Genomic DNA, 18697 nt, shown 5'->3' on the forward strand with positions numbered 1-18697 from the left:
GCATGTTTGCTCATTACATTGATTTGGGATGGCGCAGTTTTAAGCGTACACCCTTAATAAGTATCTTAATGGTACTGGCAATTGCCGTCGGCATTGGCATCACCATGACAAGCCTGTCGGTTTATCACATGATGGCGATGGATCCGATCCCGCATAAAAGTGATAAGTTGCATCATCCACAGCTCAACACGCTGGATGATGGACGCAACTGGAACACGCCAGATGACTTACCTTATCAATTGACCTATCAAGATGTACAAAACTTAGCAAATGCACCCGTACCCGCGTTGAAAACACCCTCTTTTCGGACGGGTTTCTCGGTACATATGAATTCTCCAGATGTAAAACCCTTTGTAGAGTCAGCACGTGTTGTTAACCGTGATTTCTTCGACATGTTCGAATTGCAATTCATTTATGGGGGGCCGTGGAGCCAAACTGAACAACGAGACGCCTCGCCTGTGGTCATTATTAGCTCAGAAGTTAATGAAAGGCTTTTTGCAGGTCAAAACTCTGTTGGAAAGCAGATCTACCTTGATGATACCAGCTACAGAGTTTCAGGCGTGATCGCCAATTGGGATATTCATACTAAATATTATGACTTGAACAATGGCGCATTTAACGACCCGGAAAACCTTTTTATCCCCTTTTCACTCACTGCCGTTAAAGAGTTAGCTTCATGGGGTAACAATAACGGCTGGAAGCGGGAAAACATTGATACGTTTCAAGACAAATTGAATTCAGAGGAATTATGGCTCCAATTTTGGGTGCAACTCAACACTGCTGAAGAAAAGCAAGAGTACGGTGAATTTCTTATGGCTTATATGCAGGACCAAAAAGCTAAAGGCCGATTTAACCGCGAAAATTTAGAATTTGGACTTAGAAATGTCGTGGAGTGGATGGAGTACAACGAGGTGGTATCGGAAGATAACAGAGTCCTCGTCGGGATTAGCTTCATGTTTCTCATCGTGTGCGTTGCCAATATTTTGGGTTTGCTGCTGGCCAAGTTTTTGCGTCGAGCCCCTGAAGTAGGTGTTCGCAGAGCCCTTGGAGCGAGTAAGAGGCAAGTGTTTTATCAACACATTGTAGAAGTATCTATGTTAGGCCTACTAGGTGGTTTAATAGGTATTGGTATTGCTCAACTGGGTTTGTGGGGGATCCGCACGACCTATGGCTACTACAGTGACTTGGCCACAATGGACATAACCATGTATTTGGCAGCACCGACCATTGCTTTGCTAGCAAGCTTTATCGCGGGCTTGTATCCCGCATGGTTAGTCTGTCGTACAACCCCTGCTATTTATTTAAAGAGTCAATAGGAGCTACACCATGTTTGAAATTAAGCCAATTTTTAACGCCCTGTGTCGCTCTAAAGTGGGCGCCATTTTACTGCTACTCCAGATCGCCATCACAACAGCGGTAGTCAGTAATGCATCGTTTATTATTTATGACCACGTGCAGTATCTCAATAAGGAAACGGGTTTCCCTCAGGACGAATTGTTCCGTTTTACGGTTCTAACCTTTGGTAAAGACAGAGAACTGAGTCAACAATTTGAACTGGACGAAGCGATGCTTAGGAATATTCCTGGCGTGATCAATGCTGTCACCACTAATGCCGTGCCGCTATCAGGAAGTGGTTCATCGAGCAGCTTTAGATTGAAACCCAGCCCAGAAGAGAGCGAATCGGTCAACGCGGCTTATTACTTTGCCGATGAGCACGCGCTTGAAACTTTTGGCGTTAAATTGATTGAGGGGCGCAATTTCCTTCCAGAAGACGTGAGGATAACCAACACCATAGAAAATGCGCCTAATGTGGCTATTGTGTCTAAGGCTTTTGCAGAGGCTATGTTTCCTGACGAGCCTGCCTTAGGCAAAAACTTTTACTACTTCGGTGACAAGCCTCTTAAGATCATCGGTATTGTCGACACTATGCTAAGTCCGTGGCCGAGAAGCTCCAGACCGCCTGAAAACACCATTTTAGTGCCCATGATCAATCCTGGTATGTATCAACATATCATGGTGAGAACACAAGCGGGCGAGCGGGCGGCTATCATGAGACAAATGGAAGATGTCATGCTGGACGCGTATAACAAACGGGTCATCATTAATATCGAAGCACTCGACCAGGTTAAGCAGGATTACGACGCCTCTGATGTTCTAATGATGCGCATGCTTATTGTGATCATCCTCGTGTTAGTGTCAGTAACTGCATTAGGCATATTTGGCCTTACCCAATTTAATATCAGCAAACGCACTAAACAAATTGGTACTCGGCGGGCTCTGGGTGCAAGAAAATCCGATATCATTCGCTACTTCCTGGTTGAAAACGCCATGGTTTGTTTAGGCGGCTTGTTCATTGGAAGTATCAGTGCCGTCTTGTTAGGCACTCAGCTTATGCAGTGGTATTCCATCCCGGCACTGGATAACAGCTATGTGGCCGTCACGGCTTTGGCAGTATTTGCCATGACCATGTTAGCTGTTGTGGTACCTGCTAAACGCGCGGCAAATATATCTCCCAGCATTGCCACTCGTACTGTTTAACTGTTAAATTGCATAGAGGGCATACCCGCCCTCTATCTTTTTAATCCCTAAGGTAAGCACGTAAACGCATAATGGATAAGGTTTTACTGGTAGATGACAATCCGGCTGTATTGGAAGCCTTATCGTTGCTCCTTGAAATTCACGGTTTCGACGTAGTCACAGCAACTGATCCGAAAGCGGCACTTCAGTCAGTGAATTATCAGCGGATTTCGTTGGTCATTCAGGACATGAACTTCAGTGCAGACACGACGTCTGGCGAAGAGGGTCAGACACTGTTTTACGCGCTACGCGATATTAATCCGCACTTGCCTATTATTCTCATCACTGCGTGGACCGAGCTAGAACAGGCTATTACACTGGTGAAAGCCGGGGCGGCTGATTATATCGCCAAACCCTGGGACGACAATAAACTTATCAATAGCGTGACAAACCTCATTGCGCTAGGTAAGGCCCAGCAGCAAAATGCTAACCTTTTGAAAAAGCAGGAAGAATACAAATCGGTTGCCGATGCGGCAGGAAAAATTGGCCTAGTCTACGCAAGCACTGCCATGCAGCGACTTGTTGATATGGCTGCTCAGGTCGCTAAATCTGACGTTTCCGTTTTAATTACTGGCCCCAATGGTTCCGGTAAAGAAAAAATTGCCGAGCTCATTCAGTCTCAGTCTGCTTTAAACCATGCACCATTTGTAAAAGTGAACGCAGGAGCATTACCTCAGGACTTAATTGAGGCTGAATTGTTTGGTGCCGAGGCAGGCGCTTACACTGGGGCAAACAAAGCCAGAATGGGTCGTTTTGAAGCCGCAAATGGTGGCACGTTATTTTTAGATGAAATTGGCAATCTTCCTTTGTCTGGTCAGATTAAACTGCTCAGAGTCTTGCAGACAGGGGAATTTGAGCGATTAGGTTCAGTAAAAACACAAAAAACACAAGTTCGTGTGTTATCAGCCACCAATGCAAACTTACAGCAGGATATCCAAGCAGGGCGTTTCAGAGAAGATTTGTACTACCGTATCAATGTAATTGAGCTGAATATTCCTCCACTGGCAGCACGAACCGACGATATTTTACCACTCATTGAATACTTTTTACCTAATCGCAGCCTGAGTTTGTCTGCAGAGCGCGCATTAACCAATCACCTCTGGCCTGGCAATGTTCGCGAGCTGGAAAATTCTTGTAAACGCGTGGCAGTACTTAAGCCAGAAGGAGAACTGGAGGCTGAGGATTTCGGTCTGACAGCAAAGACGGATGCAGTAAGTTTGCCGTCTCATACGCAAGAACCTTCAAAAGCGCAGCTGCTTGAAGCGCTCAATGCCCATCAAGGCGTGATAGCTCGTGTCGCCAAACAGTTTGGCCTGTCTCGTCAAGCGCTATATCGACGCCTAAATAAATACGGAATTGAGTATTGAAACTGACATCTGTCATTACACGCATTTATGCCATTGTCCTAAGCTGTACGCTTCTTAGCTTATTGCCCGTGTTTTTTTACACTGACTGGCCGTGGCTACACAAATCGCTCCTGCTAATTAGCGTTTTATTGTTCGCCAGCCTGCTCACCGCTTTGGCCACGAAAACTTTAAAACAAGGTATGCAGTCTTTGCACGTAGGTTTGCAAAATTTTAAGGATGGCGAATTTTCATCGTCGCTGGCTTATTCTGAAGAAGACGAAATCGGTGAACTGTGCTCCCTATATAATGTTACAGCCGCACAGCTTCGTCAGGAAAAACACTCATTAAATCAGCGCGAGCTTATGTTAGACAAGGTATTGCAAAGTTCGCCAGATGTATTGCTACTAGCCAATGACCAAGGCCATGTGGTGTTTAGTAACCTAGCTGCGCGCACATTTTTCAACGCTACCACACGACTTGAAGGTGAACGGCTAGACGCATTGTTAGGTAAAGTACCACCTGCGGCCAGAGACGTTATCAATGACAAGCGAACCGGCTTGTTTAGTATATCCAAGACAGATTGCGAGAGTGAAACCTGGCACATCACCTCAGGCTCGTTTTTGTTAAACAATCAAAATCATACTCTGTTTATACTCAAACAAATGACACGTGAGCTCAGCCGTCAGGAAGTAGCGGTGTGGAAAAAAGTCATCCGCTTAATCAGTCATGAACTGAACAACTCGCTTGGCCCAATCTCTTCGATGTTGCACAGTGGCAAGCTAATTAGCAATCAACTCGACGATACACGAATGGTCAGAGTGTTTAAAACGATTGAAGAGCGTATCGACCATCTCAATCAATTTGTTCAAGGGTACGGAAAGTTTGCCAAACTCCCCTCACCGCAGCCTTCGCCTATCAACTGGGAAACCTTGCTTGAGGGTTTACATCAACAATGGGAGTTTCATCATACTTTACAGGCAGGTTGTGAGCTTCAGGCAGACCCAGTTCAACTTGAGCAACTTTTAATTAATCTATTGAAAAACGCACACGAATCAGACTCAAACACCAAGGATATCCAGCTCGACGTTAGCGCGGACAAGACAGCCGTGCACATTGACGTATCAGATAGGGGTAAGGGTATGTCGGAAACGGTCATGAGTAACGCGTTAATCCCTTTTTATTCGACGAAGACTTCTGGTAGTGGGCTCGGACTCGCATTATGCAGGGAAATTGCAGATGCTCATCATGGAAATATTGCGCTACAAAATCGTCCACAGGGAGGCCTTAACGTTCGCGTCACCCTTCCTAGAATTCATCATGTTTAGGCATTCAAATCTAATCTGATATTCAGCCAGTACAAGTGTTAACAATGACAACGACAAAAGCAGGAAAATCATGCAACAATCACGACTGAGCAAGGTAGGTAAATACAAGACAATAAAACTCGTCCTATCAGGTTTGTTACTCTTTCAGGCCAGCACTGTAAGTGCAGAGCCCACAAGCGCCTCGCACTTGTTTCAACCTGAAGATATCTTTCAATTGGAAGTGGCCACTAGCCCTCAGGTGTCGCCCGATGGCAACCATGTTGTCTACGTTCGTCGTTCCAATGACATTATGTCGGACAGCTCTCGTTCGAGTTTGTGGATTGTTGAGACGGAATCCGGTGATCACCGCCCTTTACTATCGTCCAGTAAAAACTTTTACTCTCCACGCTGGTCGCCCGACGGTAAGAAACTTGCATATCTTTCCAACCAAGAGGGCAAAACCCAACTTTATGTGCGTTGGATGGATACTGGGCAAACAGCGCTAGTAACCAATGTTCAGTCTTCGCCCTCTTCCATTACCTGGTCGCCTGACGGAAAAGTCATTGCCTTTACAATGAGCGTGGATGCCAAAGAGTCCCCGCTAAAGGTACATAAACCCAAAAAGCCAAAAGGTGCAAATTGGTCGGAAGACTTTCAATACATTACCAAAGCGCGTTATATGGCTGATGGCAGAGGCGTATTGGAACCTGCCTATACGCATATTTTCATTGTACCTGCAGAAGGCGGAACAGCTAGGCAAGTAACGAGTGGAAACTACCATCACCGCGGCAGTTTAAGCTTTTCAGCGGACAGTACACATATTTATTTTTCAGCCAATCGCACAGATAACTGGGAATATGAACCCGGTGAATCTGATATTTTTTCGGTGGATATGGCGGGTAACATCACCCAAATTACCCGTGCGCCAGGCAGCGAGAGTGCGCCTGTAGTCTCGCCCAATGGGCAATATATTGCTTACACAAAACGGGACGATAAAAAACTGGCGTATCGAAACCGCTATCTTCATGTAATGAACATAGATGGCAGCAACGACAGAAACCTCACTGCCGATATAGATAACTCTGTGTCTAATGTTCAATGGAAAGAAAATAGCGGCCTGTATTATCAGCAAATGGTACGTGGCGTGACCCAAATTGACTATGTTTCGTTGCGTGGCAAGCATGAAAAACAAGTTGACGGTCTAAGTGGTGTTTCGCTAGGGCGTCCTTACACCAGCGGCACCTATGACTATGGCAAAGGCATTCTTGCTTACACCAAAGGCCGCACGGATAGGCCGGCAGATTTATTTATAAAACGCGGCAATAGCAGTGAAATGCAGGTAACGGCGCTCAACGAAGATGTGTTTGGTCACAAATCTTTGGGCGAAGTTAGAGAGATTGTCTATTCGTCTTCCATTGATGGTGAAGAAATTCAAGGCTGGTATATTCTTCCACCCGACTATGATGCCAGTAAAAAGTACCCGCTTATTCTGGAAATTCACGGTGGCCCGCACTTAGCCTATGGCCCTGTATTTACTGCCGAATTACAACGAATGGCAGCCGAAGGTTACATTGTGTTTTACAACAATCACAGGGGTAGCACAGGATATGGCGAACGATTTGCGCTATTGTTGCAAAACAAGTATTCGTCAAAATATGATTTTGCTGACCACATGTCAGGTGTAGATGCGCTTATCGAAAAAGGCTTGGTAGACCCAGATCAGTTGTTTATTACCGGAGGGTCAGCGGGTGGTATTGCTACCGCTTACGCCATTGGACTGACCGACAGGTTTAAAGCCGCAGTCGTCGCAAAGCCCGTGATTAACTGGGTATCTAAGGTGCTCACAGCTGACAGCGGTCTCTATCAGATTCCATATCAGTTTCCCGGTATGCCTTGGGAAGAGATGGCTCACTATTGGGAGCGCTCGCCACTCTCTTTGGTAGGTAATGTTACCACACCGACCATGCTGTTAACCGGTATTGAAGATAAACGCACGCCCATGTCAGAAACGGAACAATATTATCAGGCATTAAAATTGCGCAAAGTAGATACGGTTTTGGTGAAAGTGCCGGGTTCTTCACATGGTATTGCCGCAAGACCATCGCGGATGATTGGCAAAATTGAGAATATACTGGCTTGGTTTGAGAAGTATAAATCAACCGACTAAGCTGGCTTCACTTTTTCAATAAGCTGTAGCACCATGAGAGTCAAATTCCAACGGTTTGGCTCTCATGAATGTAGGCAAGGTGCTCCTGATAGAGGGGGCAGTTAACTTAATGGTCACTGTTGCCAAGGCCACTGTGGGTGTTTCCACAGGATCAATGGCCCTGCTGGCAGATGCATTTCATTCAATAACCGATCTTGTTAATAATCTGATCACTTATCTCTTGCATCGCGTTGCAAGAAAACCTGCTGATTCCTCACATCCCTATGGGCACAGAAAATTTGAGTATCTGGGGATTTTTGTATTGGCCCTGTTACTTTGCGTGGTTGCGGTAGAATTAATCATTAATGTGATATTCAGGGTGCAGGAACCACCGACCCAGAGCACACTCGGCCTCATCGTAATTATCGGTAGCATGGTGGCCAGCTTTGCAGTCAGTCTTTTTGAACGGTATTGGGGAAAGAAACTCAACGCAATGTTATTGCTGGCAGACGCCAAACACACCTTCGCAGATACACTCACAACCGTCGCTGCAATAGTCGGTTGGCAAGCCGCATTGTTGCATGTAGCCTGGTTAGATAAAGCCGTTGCTCTGGTGATCGTTGCCATTGTATTGTATATGGCCTATGGGCTCTTCAAACAGGCAATCCCGGTGCTGGTTGATCAAGCCATGGTCAATGAAGCCTCATTGAGTAAAGTCGCTCTTGGGGTACCTGGTGTGAAGGCAGTGGGACAGGTTCGTTCACGCTCAACCGGTAAAGGAACGGCAGTGGATATCAGCGTTGAAGTAGATGCACAATTAAGCACTAAAGCGTCACATGACATTGCCAATGAACTCGAAGCAACACTTATTGCATGCTTCGATCTTGTTGATGTCCTTGTGCATATAGAACCTCATGAGTAATTGGATATGAGGTAATGCCATGAGGATGAAGCATGTCATCGGCATTTTAGTATTGCTTGGCAATGTCACTGGCAATAATGTTTATGCTTACTACGCCCAGGGATGCGAAGATCCTGCCTATCATCAATATATTGAAAAGCGGCTGGCTGACATTGAAGCGCGAGACCAACGACGGCTCGGCAGCACATTACGTGATTACACCTTAAGTGCTTCAGCAAATGACAATCCCTACAAAATCATCGCAGATCTTAGCAGGCATATAAAATACAGTGCGCAATTTGAACCTATTGCTACGGTAAAATTAAAAATAGCGCGCGTGTTTGAATATGCAGATACGTTAAGTACTTCGCAGCAAATAGCCGGAGACGTATACGACGGTTTCAGCAGTGAAACACACAATGTAGGTATTGCTCGTGCTTGGATTGCATATCGTCAAGGCGACCTGACGAAGGCATTTGAGGCACTACTGGCCGCTATCGATATCAAAGCGTCCCCCTTACTCAGCGCATTTGGCCCCGATCTCAGTCTAATCCGGCAACTATACAAAGACGGGCACGTAACACCTGTGGTTACCTACATCAAAAAAACGCAACAGTTTTGGCAGGGTAAACAACCCGAAAAATTGCGCCGTGCCTGGTTAGCTATGATAGAAGCAGAGTGCAAAATTCAGTTTGACTCCATCGATACGGTCAAAGCCAATGCCTTAGGCCTGCCCGTTGCAGATGTCAGTCGTGCCCCCGGAAAGTCCGACTTTTAAAGTAATACCATCGCGGATATTGCATACACTGCAAACATTGGTAATCATAAAAAACTAAATTTGAATAACTTCTGTTCTTACACTGTACTACATTAGAGAAAGACTATTGACTCATAGTATGCGAATTATTGATGTTACGCTTTACTAAGCCTTTGTTATTGATACCTTGTTGCTGGCGCAGTAGCGGCACACGCATGGCTGCCATCGTTGGTTTGCTGCTCTTTGTTTTTGGTACTCTTGCCAACGCTTCGCCTTTGTTAAATGAGCCTCGCTTTTTCCAGCTGTCTACAGAGAATGGACTGACTCAGGATACAGTCAATGATGTATTACTCGATTCCGAGGGTTTTCTATGGGTAGCCACTGACGCCGGACTCAACCGATACGACGGATTTCACAGTAAGCACTTCCTTGGTCCCAATAACGAATTTGCAGATGACGGCATTTACTCCCTTTTTGAAGACCAACGGGGTGACTTATGGGTTAGTACGTTAAGCAGTGGTATTTATAGAGTCTCTCGGGATACCGGAGACACACAGCGAGTGCTTGCTATACCCTATCAGTCTGATCCCAACTGGTATCAATTTGCTTCCCATTATACTGTAGCCTCTGACAATACGATTTATATTGCGCTGGATCAGGTACTCATTGAGCTTAATCTCGACACACTTAAGTGGACGACTGTGTTTGATTTACTCTCTCCCGAATACGCCGTGACCGATCAAAACGTTATTCGCTTTATCAAGGTGCATGAAGATGTACTCTTTATTGCTACCACTGAAGGGTTATTTACCAAGCATCTTGCTTCTAGTAACGTGAAGCGGGTAGCGCATTTGCAAGAGCAAAATTATGGTCCTGACAAGGTAAACACTAAACTCATCGTTATTGACCAAAATGATCACTTTTTATTGGGTACTGTTGAAGGTTTATATCGCTTTAACTTAGCCGAAATTATGGCCTTTTCTAGAGACGAAGGCCCTACACCAATGGCCCACACACTTGTTGGTTTGCTCAATATTTGGGATCTTAAATTCATAGAAAACTCACGATACTACATGGCCACGGACCAAGGACTGTTTATTGTAGATGCTTCATCGGGTCAACTGGAACATCTGTTTCGGCCTTCTGATTCACGGCTTTTAATTAGCGATGATGATTTGAGTGAAATTGTCCTCACGCCCAATAATTATTTGTGGCTGTCAACCCGCACATCAGGGTTGCTCCGTTGGTCGCCCCAGTCTACAAAATTCACTAATGTGTATGGCGATGGCTCGGATACATCCAAGTTAAGCGACAACCTAGTTTATTCATTCTATGAACAAGATGATACCCATCTATGGGTGGGCACCAATAACGGTTTAAACCTCTACAACCGAGAAACGGGAGATGTTGAGCAGTTTCTTGTTAATCCAGACAGAAAAGCCTTTTACACCTCCGGCACAATTGCCATTATACGTCCTGCTGAAAAGGGGCTTGTTTGGCTTGTAACGGGTGAGGGAATAGTCAAGTTTGATCCAATAAACAAACGTGTAGTGCCACTTAATCTGCCAGTATCCGTTAACGACATTGTCAGTCATAAGGAAGCGTTTGACATATTGCCGCTAGGCGATAAAAAGTCGCTGTTGTATTCGAAACAGGCCTTTTGGAAACTCGATGAAAATACAGCGACATTAAGCTCAGACGAGGTATTAAATGCCTCGCTTGATGTGTCGAAGTTTTATACCTTCTTGCCAGACTATAATGGCAGTCAAGAATCGGTTCTCATTTCCATGAATGGTGAGTTATGGCGCTATCACCTCGCCGAGAATAAGTTAACCAAGCTGCATCAGGCGCGAAAATCTCAAGCTGAGTACACGATTCAACCCACAGATGCACTGCTAGATCGTTATGGTACCTTGTGGATTAGCTACCCTGGTCATGGGTTGTATGGCTTGGACGCTGAGACGCTAGAAGAAAAGCACTTTTTTGATACCACCAATTTACTCCCAACCAATATTGTATTTAGTCTAAAAAGCGATGAAGACGGCAACATTTGGATGGGCAGTCACAACGGATTACTCAAGCTGTATCCTCAGTCTCTCCGCCTTATTCAATATACAGTTCGAGATGGTCTGGCTTCTAATGAGTTCAATTGGAATGCGGAAAATACGTTAAGTGATGGTAATTTTGTACTGGGTTCAACCAAAGGATTTACCCTGTTCGATCCCAATGAACTCGGACAAAAAAATATCGCGCCCCCTCCCGTGAACATTACCGATGCAAAGTTAATTTCTCAATCTCTGCCTCTGGGGATTGGGATTAAAAACGGTTTGTCTGTAGAACTTGAACACAATGATATCGGCCTCACCTTGCATTATTCAGATATGCAACTTGCACACAGTCAGGCCACCTATTTTAAATATGCATTAAGAGGGAAAGTGAGTTTGGATTACCCACCTACCAGAACGACAGAGGTGGTGTTCCCCCAACTTGAACCTGGTAACTACGAGTTTGCCGTGAGCGCCTATGATATTGGTTCTGATACCACAGGCCCTGAGTCAGTACTATATATTCGTGTTGACCACCCACCATTTGGTTCGCCCACTGCTTACGCCATATACGCTATTATCGTGATAGTACTTACCGGCTTTGCACTGCGACGTCGTCAACTACACAATGACAAATTAAAAGCTGCCCACCTGGAAACAGTGAAAAGTGAAAACCGTTTGTCTATGGCACTCAAAGCCAGTAACACACGGGTATGGGAGTGGCGAGATGATACTGATGAAATACTACAGGCGCGTATTGTGACAGATCTCGGTTATGACGAGGGTGAGCACGCACCAGTGCACTCTGTACACGTCGACCTTATTCACGAACAGGACAAAGCGGCCTACCAACGCCAATGGAACGAAGCCATCAAGGATGACGGGAAAGGGTTAGACATCACCTACCGCTTAAAAGCAAAAGAAGGGCATTATGAATGGTATCGGGATGTAGGCGCATTAGTACGCAGCGTCTCCTCGCCCGGTGTGAAAAAACTGGTAGGTACCTACTCTAATATCACGGAATCAATTAATACTCAGTCAAAAGCTTTGCTGTTTGGTGAAGCCTTCCAGCACACCAAAGACTGGGTGGTGATTTATGACAGTAAGTTTCATCCCATAGTAGCCAACCAGGCGTTTATCGATGCACTGGGTATTAATACTTCTCGGGATATGACGCAGCAACTTTCTAAAATCCTCAGCAGCCAACGTGCAGAACTTGCCAATGTCTGGCACAAAATGCGAATGCTCAAAGCCAATGAATACTGGGACGGCGAAGCAACAGTAGAAGGCTTGAACAATAAGGCTTATACGGTTGCCGTTAGTATAACTGCGGTAGGTACGCCTCAGAATATAAATGAAATTGACCGTTATCTGCTTATTCTTTCTGATATTAGCCAGCAAAAAGAAGCACAATCCGCCTTAATTCAACTGGCCAATTATGACAACCTCACCGGATTGCCTAACCGTTCACTTTTACTCGACCGAATCCAACACGCTGTCGATCAGGCGAGACGGGACAAGATGAATATCGGGCTGTTTTTCATTGACCTTGACCGTTTCAAACAAGTAAATGACAGTCTCGGCCATGACGCCGGAGATGAACTCTTAAAAATCGTCGCAAAACGCTTAAAAGGCAAAGTGCGCCAATCTGACACTGTCGCTCGATTAGGGGGTGATGAGTTTGTAGTCATGATTGAACACGTAGATGATGTCAATGCGCTAAGTCATTTGGCAACAGACATTATCGCCGCATTAGAACAAAATATTGTACTGGTAAATCAAGTGGTCAGTGTATCGGCCAGTATCGGCATTGCACTTTACCCGGAAGATGCACTTACCCCGACAGAGCTGCTGAAAAATGCGGATATTGCCATGTATCACGCCAAAGCGATGGGTAGTAGTAATTCTCAATATTTTACTACCCACATGAACAAGCAGGTTCAGGAAAAAATGCAGCTTGAGAATAAGGTGAAGCAGGCCCATACCAAGCGGGAATTTATTAGTTACTATCAACCCATTGTAAACTGCGCTACTTTTGAGGTTGAGGGCTTTGAAATGCTGATGCGCTGGCCCGCAGATAACGGGATGATCCCGCCAGACGTATTTATTCCTGTGGCTGAAGATATTGGCTTAATAGAGAGCATGACACTGACGGCTATCGAGCAGGCTTTACCTTTACTGACCCACTTTAAATCACTGGACAAGCAACCATACCTGTCGATAAATCTCAGTGCCAGGCACTTTAACAAAGATACTAACTTTAACGCCCTAATTGCACTTCTAGACACGCACAACATTTCTACACAATGTATTCGTTTTGAGATTACAGAAAGCGCCCTTATGTCTGATTATGAAAGTGCCATGCGCTCTATGTCTAGTCTCAAGGAAATGGGATTTTTGATTGCACTTGACGACTTTGGGACCGGTTATTCATCGCTTAAATACTTAAAAGATTTCCCGCTCGACATCCTTAAGATTGACCGCAGTTTTGTGAAAGATATCGGCCTGAACACGGGCAATGAAGCCATTATTCTGGCTACATTGCGCATGGCTGAAAGCTTAAATTTAGTCTGTGTGGCTGAAGGGATTGAAACGAGAGAACAAATTGCATTCTTTCAGAAACATGGCTGTGAATACCTTCAAGGTTATTATTTTTCTAAACCTGTACCTGAATCTGATATCAGCAATACACTAGACCGCATTGGGCAAATGAAACTCGAACAAGAATAAGGCGTTTGTGGTAAGCCCTCATTTTTTAATGATTTACAATGACACTTAACCAATGTGTATAAAAGCGCCGTTTAACGGGTTCTTTTTTCATAAAAAGCGCTATAATAAGAAGCATTGTTGTTTGAGGTACGAGGGTCGCATTGAACCGGTTAAGAAATGGCATTGTAGTGGGCTTTTTATTGCTCATTATCGTAGCCGTCGCCCTGTTTTGGCAGTCGTACAACAATAAAATACTCCCTCTTTACCCCACTAGCACCTTCCCAATGTTCACCCAAAGTGACGCTTATTCGCTTGGTGGAACGTCTACCTCTGAAATGCGCATTAATGATGACGGCACCCTGATATTAATCTGCGAGATTAAGGCATCTGACTATAGCTGGCCATTTTGTAATATCACTGTGGAGCTCTCTACCGCACAGGGCGATGAAATAAAAGGTGTGGATTTAAGTCGCTTTTCCGCAATCAAGCTAAATGCTAAATACGTCAATACTGACTACAAGGGTTTTCGTATCCAGCTTAGAACATTTAACCCCGCTTATTCGAAATTTGACGATCTTGAAAGCTGGAAGTTTCTCACTTATGAGGTTGCTGCGGAGTCAGCCAGTGATAGCTACATTATTCCATTTAATGCACTAAAAGTGCCAAACTGGTGGCTAGCGCACAATAAAACGCCGGTCAAATATGCTGTACCAGAACTCGATAACGTGATGTATTTTGAAATCGCAACGGGCAATGCGATCCCCCCTGGGCGCTATGAAATTCATATTGAGCGATTAGAATTGTTGGGCAACCACTTTAGTGATGAAGAGCTCTACTTTGGCTTAATTTCATTGTTATCGCTTGCCGTATTGGCCTATCTGATAAACAGTGTCATGGAATACAGAAGCACTGTTATTGAACAGCGTGAAAGAGTGCTCGAGCTATCAGAAAGAAACAAATATCTAGCGTCTAAGAACAGCTCTCTTAAAAATAAAGTCAATATTGATGCATTGACCGGCGTGCTAAATCGTCATGCCAGTGAAGGTATTCTGGAACATTTACAAAGTGGTGATGCCATTATCTTAATGGATATAGACCACTTTAAAATGATCAATGATAAACACGGCCATGACGTGGGCGATAAAGTGCTGCTGTTGTTCGCTAGAGCCATCAATAACTCCATTCGAAGCCAGGATTACTTTATACGCTGGGGCGGTGAAGAATTTCTTTGCGTGTGTCCCGGTGCTTCTGCTATTGAAGGCGAACTCATCGCCAACAAATTCAAGGCGTTGCTAGCCGAGCAGGTGTGGCCCGAGTCAATGGTGGTCACTAGCAGTTTTGGTGTCGCAGAGATGGCCTATGGCGAAACGGTTGAAATGTTAATAAAACGCGCTGATTCTGCCCTGTACCAGGCAAAGCATCAAGGAAGGAACCGTGTCGTCGTCTCTTAAAATAAGGCTGGGTATTTCCTGGTAACACACTCCGTGTTTAAATGCATGTCGGTAATTCAAACTAAGGATAAGATTTTGAATAAAGACAGAAAAACAACTGCCGCTCGCTCCCTGATTTTTTTACTCTGTACACTCGCCTTTTCTGCGATTGCCAGCAGTGACGACCCTTACCTATGGTTAGAAGACGTCGAAGGGGAAAAAGCACTCGCCTGGGTAACTAAAAAAAACGACAACTCGCTTTCCTATCTTAAAGGACAAACTACGTATCAAGGAATTTATGAAGATACTTTAAGTATTCTAAACGACAAAGACCGCATTCCTTACGCGGGTGAACGCGCCGGCTATTACTACAACTTTTGGCGGGATGAAAACCATGTCAGGGGGATCTACCGCAGAACGACACTTGATGAGTACAAAAAAGACAACAGCCAGTGGGAAACTGTTCTGGATATAGATGCGCTGGCGGAAAAAGAAGGCGAAAACTGGGTCTACAAAGGCATGAACTGCCATTACCCTAAATACGAACGCTGTTTAGTGTCATTATCTCGTGGCGGCGCAGATGCCACCGTGGTCCGTGAATTTGATATGAATAGCAAGTCCTTTGTCAAAAATGGATTTTACCTGCCTGAGGCCAAGTCGTCAGTGTCATGGCGCGACGACAACTCCGTCTTTGTGGGTACCAACTTTGGCGAAAACTCACTCACAGACTCTGGTTACCCGCGCGTGGTTAAAATATGGCAACGGGGTGAACCTTTAGCGCGCGCAACTACGCTTTATGAGGCAGAAAAAACCTCTGTCTCAGCCGGTGCATTTAGTATGTATGACAACGGTAAAACCCATCACATGCTTTACGATGGCACCAGCTTTTACACCCGCGATATGTATCTCTTAAAAGGCGATAACAAAATTAGGGTGCCCATTCCTGAAGATGCATCCTTAATTGGTTTATACAACAACAAGTTTTTTGTTCAGCTTAAATCTGAGTGGAAAGATTTTGCACAGGCCGAAGTAATTTATGCCGATATCGATGATGTCGCCAAGGAAGACATTACGTTTACCAGTTTTATTAAACCTTCTGATACACGCTCAATTGAAGGGTTAAATTTTACCAAGTCAGCCATCCTTGTTACCGTTATGGAACATGTGAAAGATAAACTCTTTCGTTATCAGCTTGCCGAAAACGGCGAGTGGAAAATCGAGCAGGTTGATTTTCCAACTACCGGCACAATCAGTGTTTTTAACACAGACCCTGAACGCGATAGCTTTTTTGTGAATTATGCTGACTTTTTATCGCCTTCCACCTTGTATCTGGTGGACGGAAAAACCCTCAGTATCAATAAACTCAAATCAGCGAAAGCCCATTTTGACGCAGATAATTTCGTTACCACACAGAAATTTGCAACCTCCAAGGATGGCACTCAGGTGCCATATTTCATTGTTCACAGGAAAGACATAGCACTGAACGGTAAAAACCCTACTCTGCTATATGCCTATGGAGGCTTTGAAGTGTCAATGCAGCCTTTTTATTCTGCATCAGTAGGTAAAAACTGGTTGGAAAAAGGCGGTGTATATGTGTTGGCGAATATTCGGGGCGGTGGTGAGTACGGACCTCGATGGCACCAGGCAGCACTCAAGGAGAACAGGCATAAGGCATTTGAAGATTTTGAAGCCGTGGCCGAACAGTTGATCGCGGATAAGGTCACGTCGCCTAAACATTTGGGTATACAGGGTGGCAGCAATGGAGGCTTGTTAGTCGGCGCAGCCTTTACACGCAGACCAGAGCTCTACAATGCAGTGATTTGTCAGGTACCTTTACTCGATATGAAACGGTTTAATCAGCTACTCGCTGGGGCTAGCTGGATGGGCGAATACGGTAACCCAGATATTCCAGAAGAGTGGGCCTATATCAAAACCTATTCGCCATACCACAACCTGAGTAAAGATGGAGTCTATCCCAAAGTGTTCTTTACCACTTCAACGCGTGATGACAGGGTTCACCCAGGTCATGCCAGAAAAATGGTGGCGAAGATGGAAGACATGGGATTTGATGTCTTGTACTTTGAAAATACAGAGGGTGGTCATGCTGGTGCGGCAAATAATGAGCAACGTGCCATGGTGAGCAGTCTCAATTACGTATATTTATTGAACAGGCTGAAATAGGAGCCATAAGCGGAGCGCTATCGTGGCGACGGCGCTCCATGTTTGAAAAAGACAAACCACCTTTGAAAATGTCTGCTATACCTAAGTAGACAGAATGCCTTATACGAGGTGTATTTACCCGTTGACTATTAACCGATACACTTCTCGTGCAAATAATGAACTTCGCAGTAACACGATCATGAGCTGTATTGCGCCCTTGTCCTCTATTCTCACTCAATATCTGATTGCGATCAGTATTGTACTGCTATCATTCTCGGGCCACGCCGACATCTTGTTGGGTACCTCTAACGCGCAAAAAGGCCCCTCTGCCAAACTCGGACAAGATCTCAACCTCGGCGCAGAAATGTATTTTGATGTTGTTAATCAACAGGGTGGCATACATGGTCACAACATATACCTGCTAAAGTTGGATGACGGCTATGAGCCTCTTAATACTGTGCACAATACTAAGCTGTTGCTAGAACACAACATCGTCGGCTTGTTCAACTATGTGGGTACACCTAATTCTAAAGCCGTATTACCGCTTATCAAGCGTGTGGGACAGTTATTAATTACCCCTTTTACTGGTGCTGATATCCTAAGAAATGCCCCCATTGCCGACGTATTTAACCTGCGGGCAAGTTATGAGCAAGAAGCCTTTGCGCAAATAGACTATCTGGTTGAGATACTTGATCTCGATACGTTTGGTATGGTCATTCAAGCAGATGCATTTGGACTTGCCTTGGAAAAATACTATCGGGCTGCGCTTAAAAATAAAGGCCATAAACCTTTGGTATCGATACGCTACCGTCGCAATACAATTGATATAGATAAAGCGGCAAAGCAGCTAAGAGAAGCGAATGTTAAGGCGGTATTATTTGTCGGCACGTATGAACCCCTTATTGCGCTGATTGATAGGGGCAAAAGTGTGCAATTCATGCCTATATACAGCAGCGTCTCTTTTGTATCCAGCCAGACACTTTTTAACCGGCTTTCGGTCACCGACAGTAGAGACGTGCGGGTTATTGTTACCGAAGTAGTGCCCTCACCTTTAACCTGCCAACAAAAAATATGTTCGCAATTTCGGGAGCATGCGACCCACAATAAACTTGAGAACCCGAATCACGTGCATTTTGAAGGCTACCTCAATGCTGTTTATGTGAGCGAAGCCCTGAAAAGTTGCTCTCCGCCGGTGACACGGGCTTGCTTGAAAGAGACATTGGAGGGGTTCAGAACCCAAGATCCAGAAACACGAGGGCAAGTGGTGTCAGATGTTCTTCAGCTCATGGGTCAAGTGCACATTTCAGCGCGCAACCCCTAGA

At 45.0% G+C, this 18697-nt stretch carries 11 protein-coding genes; all 11 read left to right on the forward strand.

Going from position 1 to position 18697, the window contains the following annotated elements; genetic code table 11:
• Positions 1-2 precede the first annotated feature (2 nt).
• Entirely contained in the window at positions 3-1316 is a 1314-nt protein-coding gene (locus DRW07_RS13925; RefSeq protein ID WP_124028536.1) for an ABC transporter permease, read from the forward strand.
• A 10-nt stretch (positions 1317-1326) separates the two neighbouring features.
• Complete coding sequence (locus tag DRW07_RS13930) at positions 1327-2538, forward strand: ABC transporter permease (protein ID WP_124028537.1); 1212 nt, start codon at positions 1327-1329, stop codon at positions 2536-2538.
• A 71-nt stretch (positions 2539-2609) separates the two neighbouring features.
• Positions 2610-3944, forward strand: a complete 1335-nt coding sequence (locus tag DRW07_RS13935) for a sigma-54-dependent transcriptional regulator (RefSeq protein ID WP_124028538.1) — start codon at positions 2610-2612, stop codon at positions 3942-3944.
• Complete coding sequence (locus tag DRW07_RS13940) at positions 3941-5248, forward strand: sensor histidine kinase (RefSeq protein WP_124028539.1); 1308 nt, start codon at positions 3941-3943, stop codon at positions 5246-5248. The genes DRW07_RS13935 and DRW07_RS13940 overlap by 4 nt, the downstream gene beginning before the upstream one ends.
• A gap of 70 nt (positions 5249-5318) precedes the next feature.
• Positions 5319-7394 carry a S9 family peptidase gene (locus DRW07_RS13945; protein WP_124028540.1) on the forward strand — a complete coding sequence of 692 codons (2076 nt, stop codon included), beginning with the start codon at positions 5319-5321 and terminating at the stop codon, positions 7392-7394.
• 64 nt (positions 7395-7458) lie between these two features.
• On the forward strand, positions 7459-8295 hold the full coding sequence (locus DRW07_RS13950) for a cation diffusion facilitator family transporter (protein ID WP_124028541.1): 837 nt from the start codon (positions 7459-7461) through the stop codon (positions 8293-8295).
• A 19-nt stretch (positions 8296-8314) separates the two neighbouring features.
• Positions 8315-9052 carry a hypothetical protein gene (locus DRW07_RS13955; protein WP_240630640.1) on the forward strand — a complete coding sequence of 246 codons (738 nt, stop codon included), beginning with the start codon at positions 8315-8317 and terminating at the stop codon, positions 9050-9052.
• Between the two features lie 194 nt (positions 9053-9246).
• Positions 9247-13806 carry an EAL domain-containing protein gene (locus DRW07_RS13960; protein WP_165870511.1) on the forward strand — a complete coding sequence of 1520 codons (4560 nt, stop codon included), beginning with the start codon at positions 9247-9249 and terminating at the stop codon, positions 13804-13806.
• 140 nt (positions 13807-13946) lie between these two features.
• Complete coding sequence (locus DRW07_RS13965; RefSeq protein WP_124028543.1) at positions 13947-15236, forward strand: GGDEF domain-containing protein; 1290 nt, start codon at positions 13947-13949, stop codon at positions 15234-15236.
• 75 nt (positions 15237-15311) lie between these two features.
• Complete coding sequence (locus tag DRW07_RS13970) at positions 15312-17396, forward strand: prolyl oligopeptidase family serine peptidase (protein WP_420807397.1); 2085 nt, start codon at positions 15312-15314, stop codon at positions 17394-17396.
• Between the two features lie 178 nt (positions 17397-17574).
• A complete protein-coding gene (locus DRW07_RS13975; RefSeq protein ID WP_165870512.1) occupies positions 17575-18696 on the forward strand; it encodes an ABC transporter substrate-binding protein in 1122 nt (373 codons plus the stop codon).
• The last annotated feature ends 1 nt before the right edge of the window (position 18697 follow it).

It is taken from the genome of Paralteromonas sediminis (assembly GCF_003820355.1).
Lineage (GTDB): Bacteria > Pseudomonadota > Gammaproteobacteria > Enterobacterales > Alteromonadaceae > Alteromonas_F > Alteromonas_F sediminis.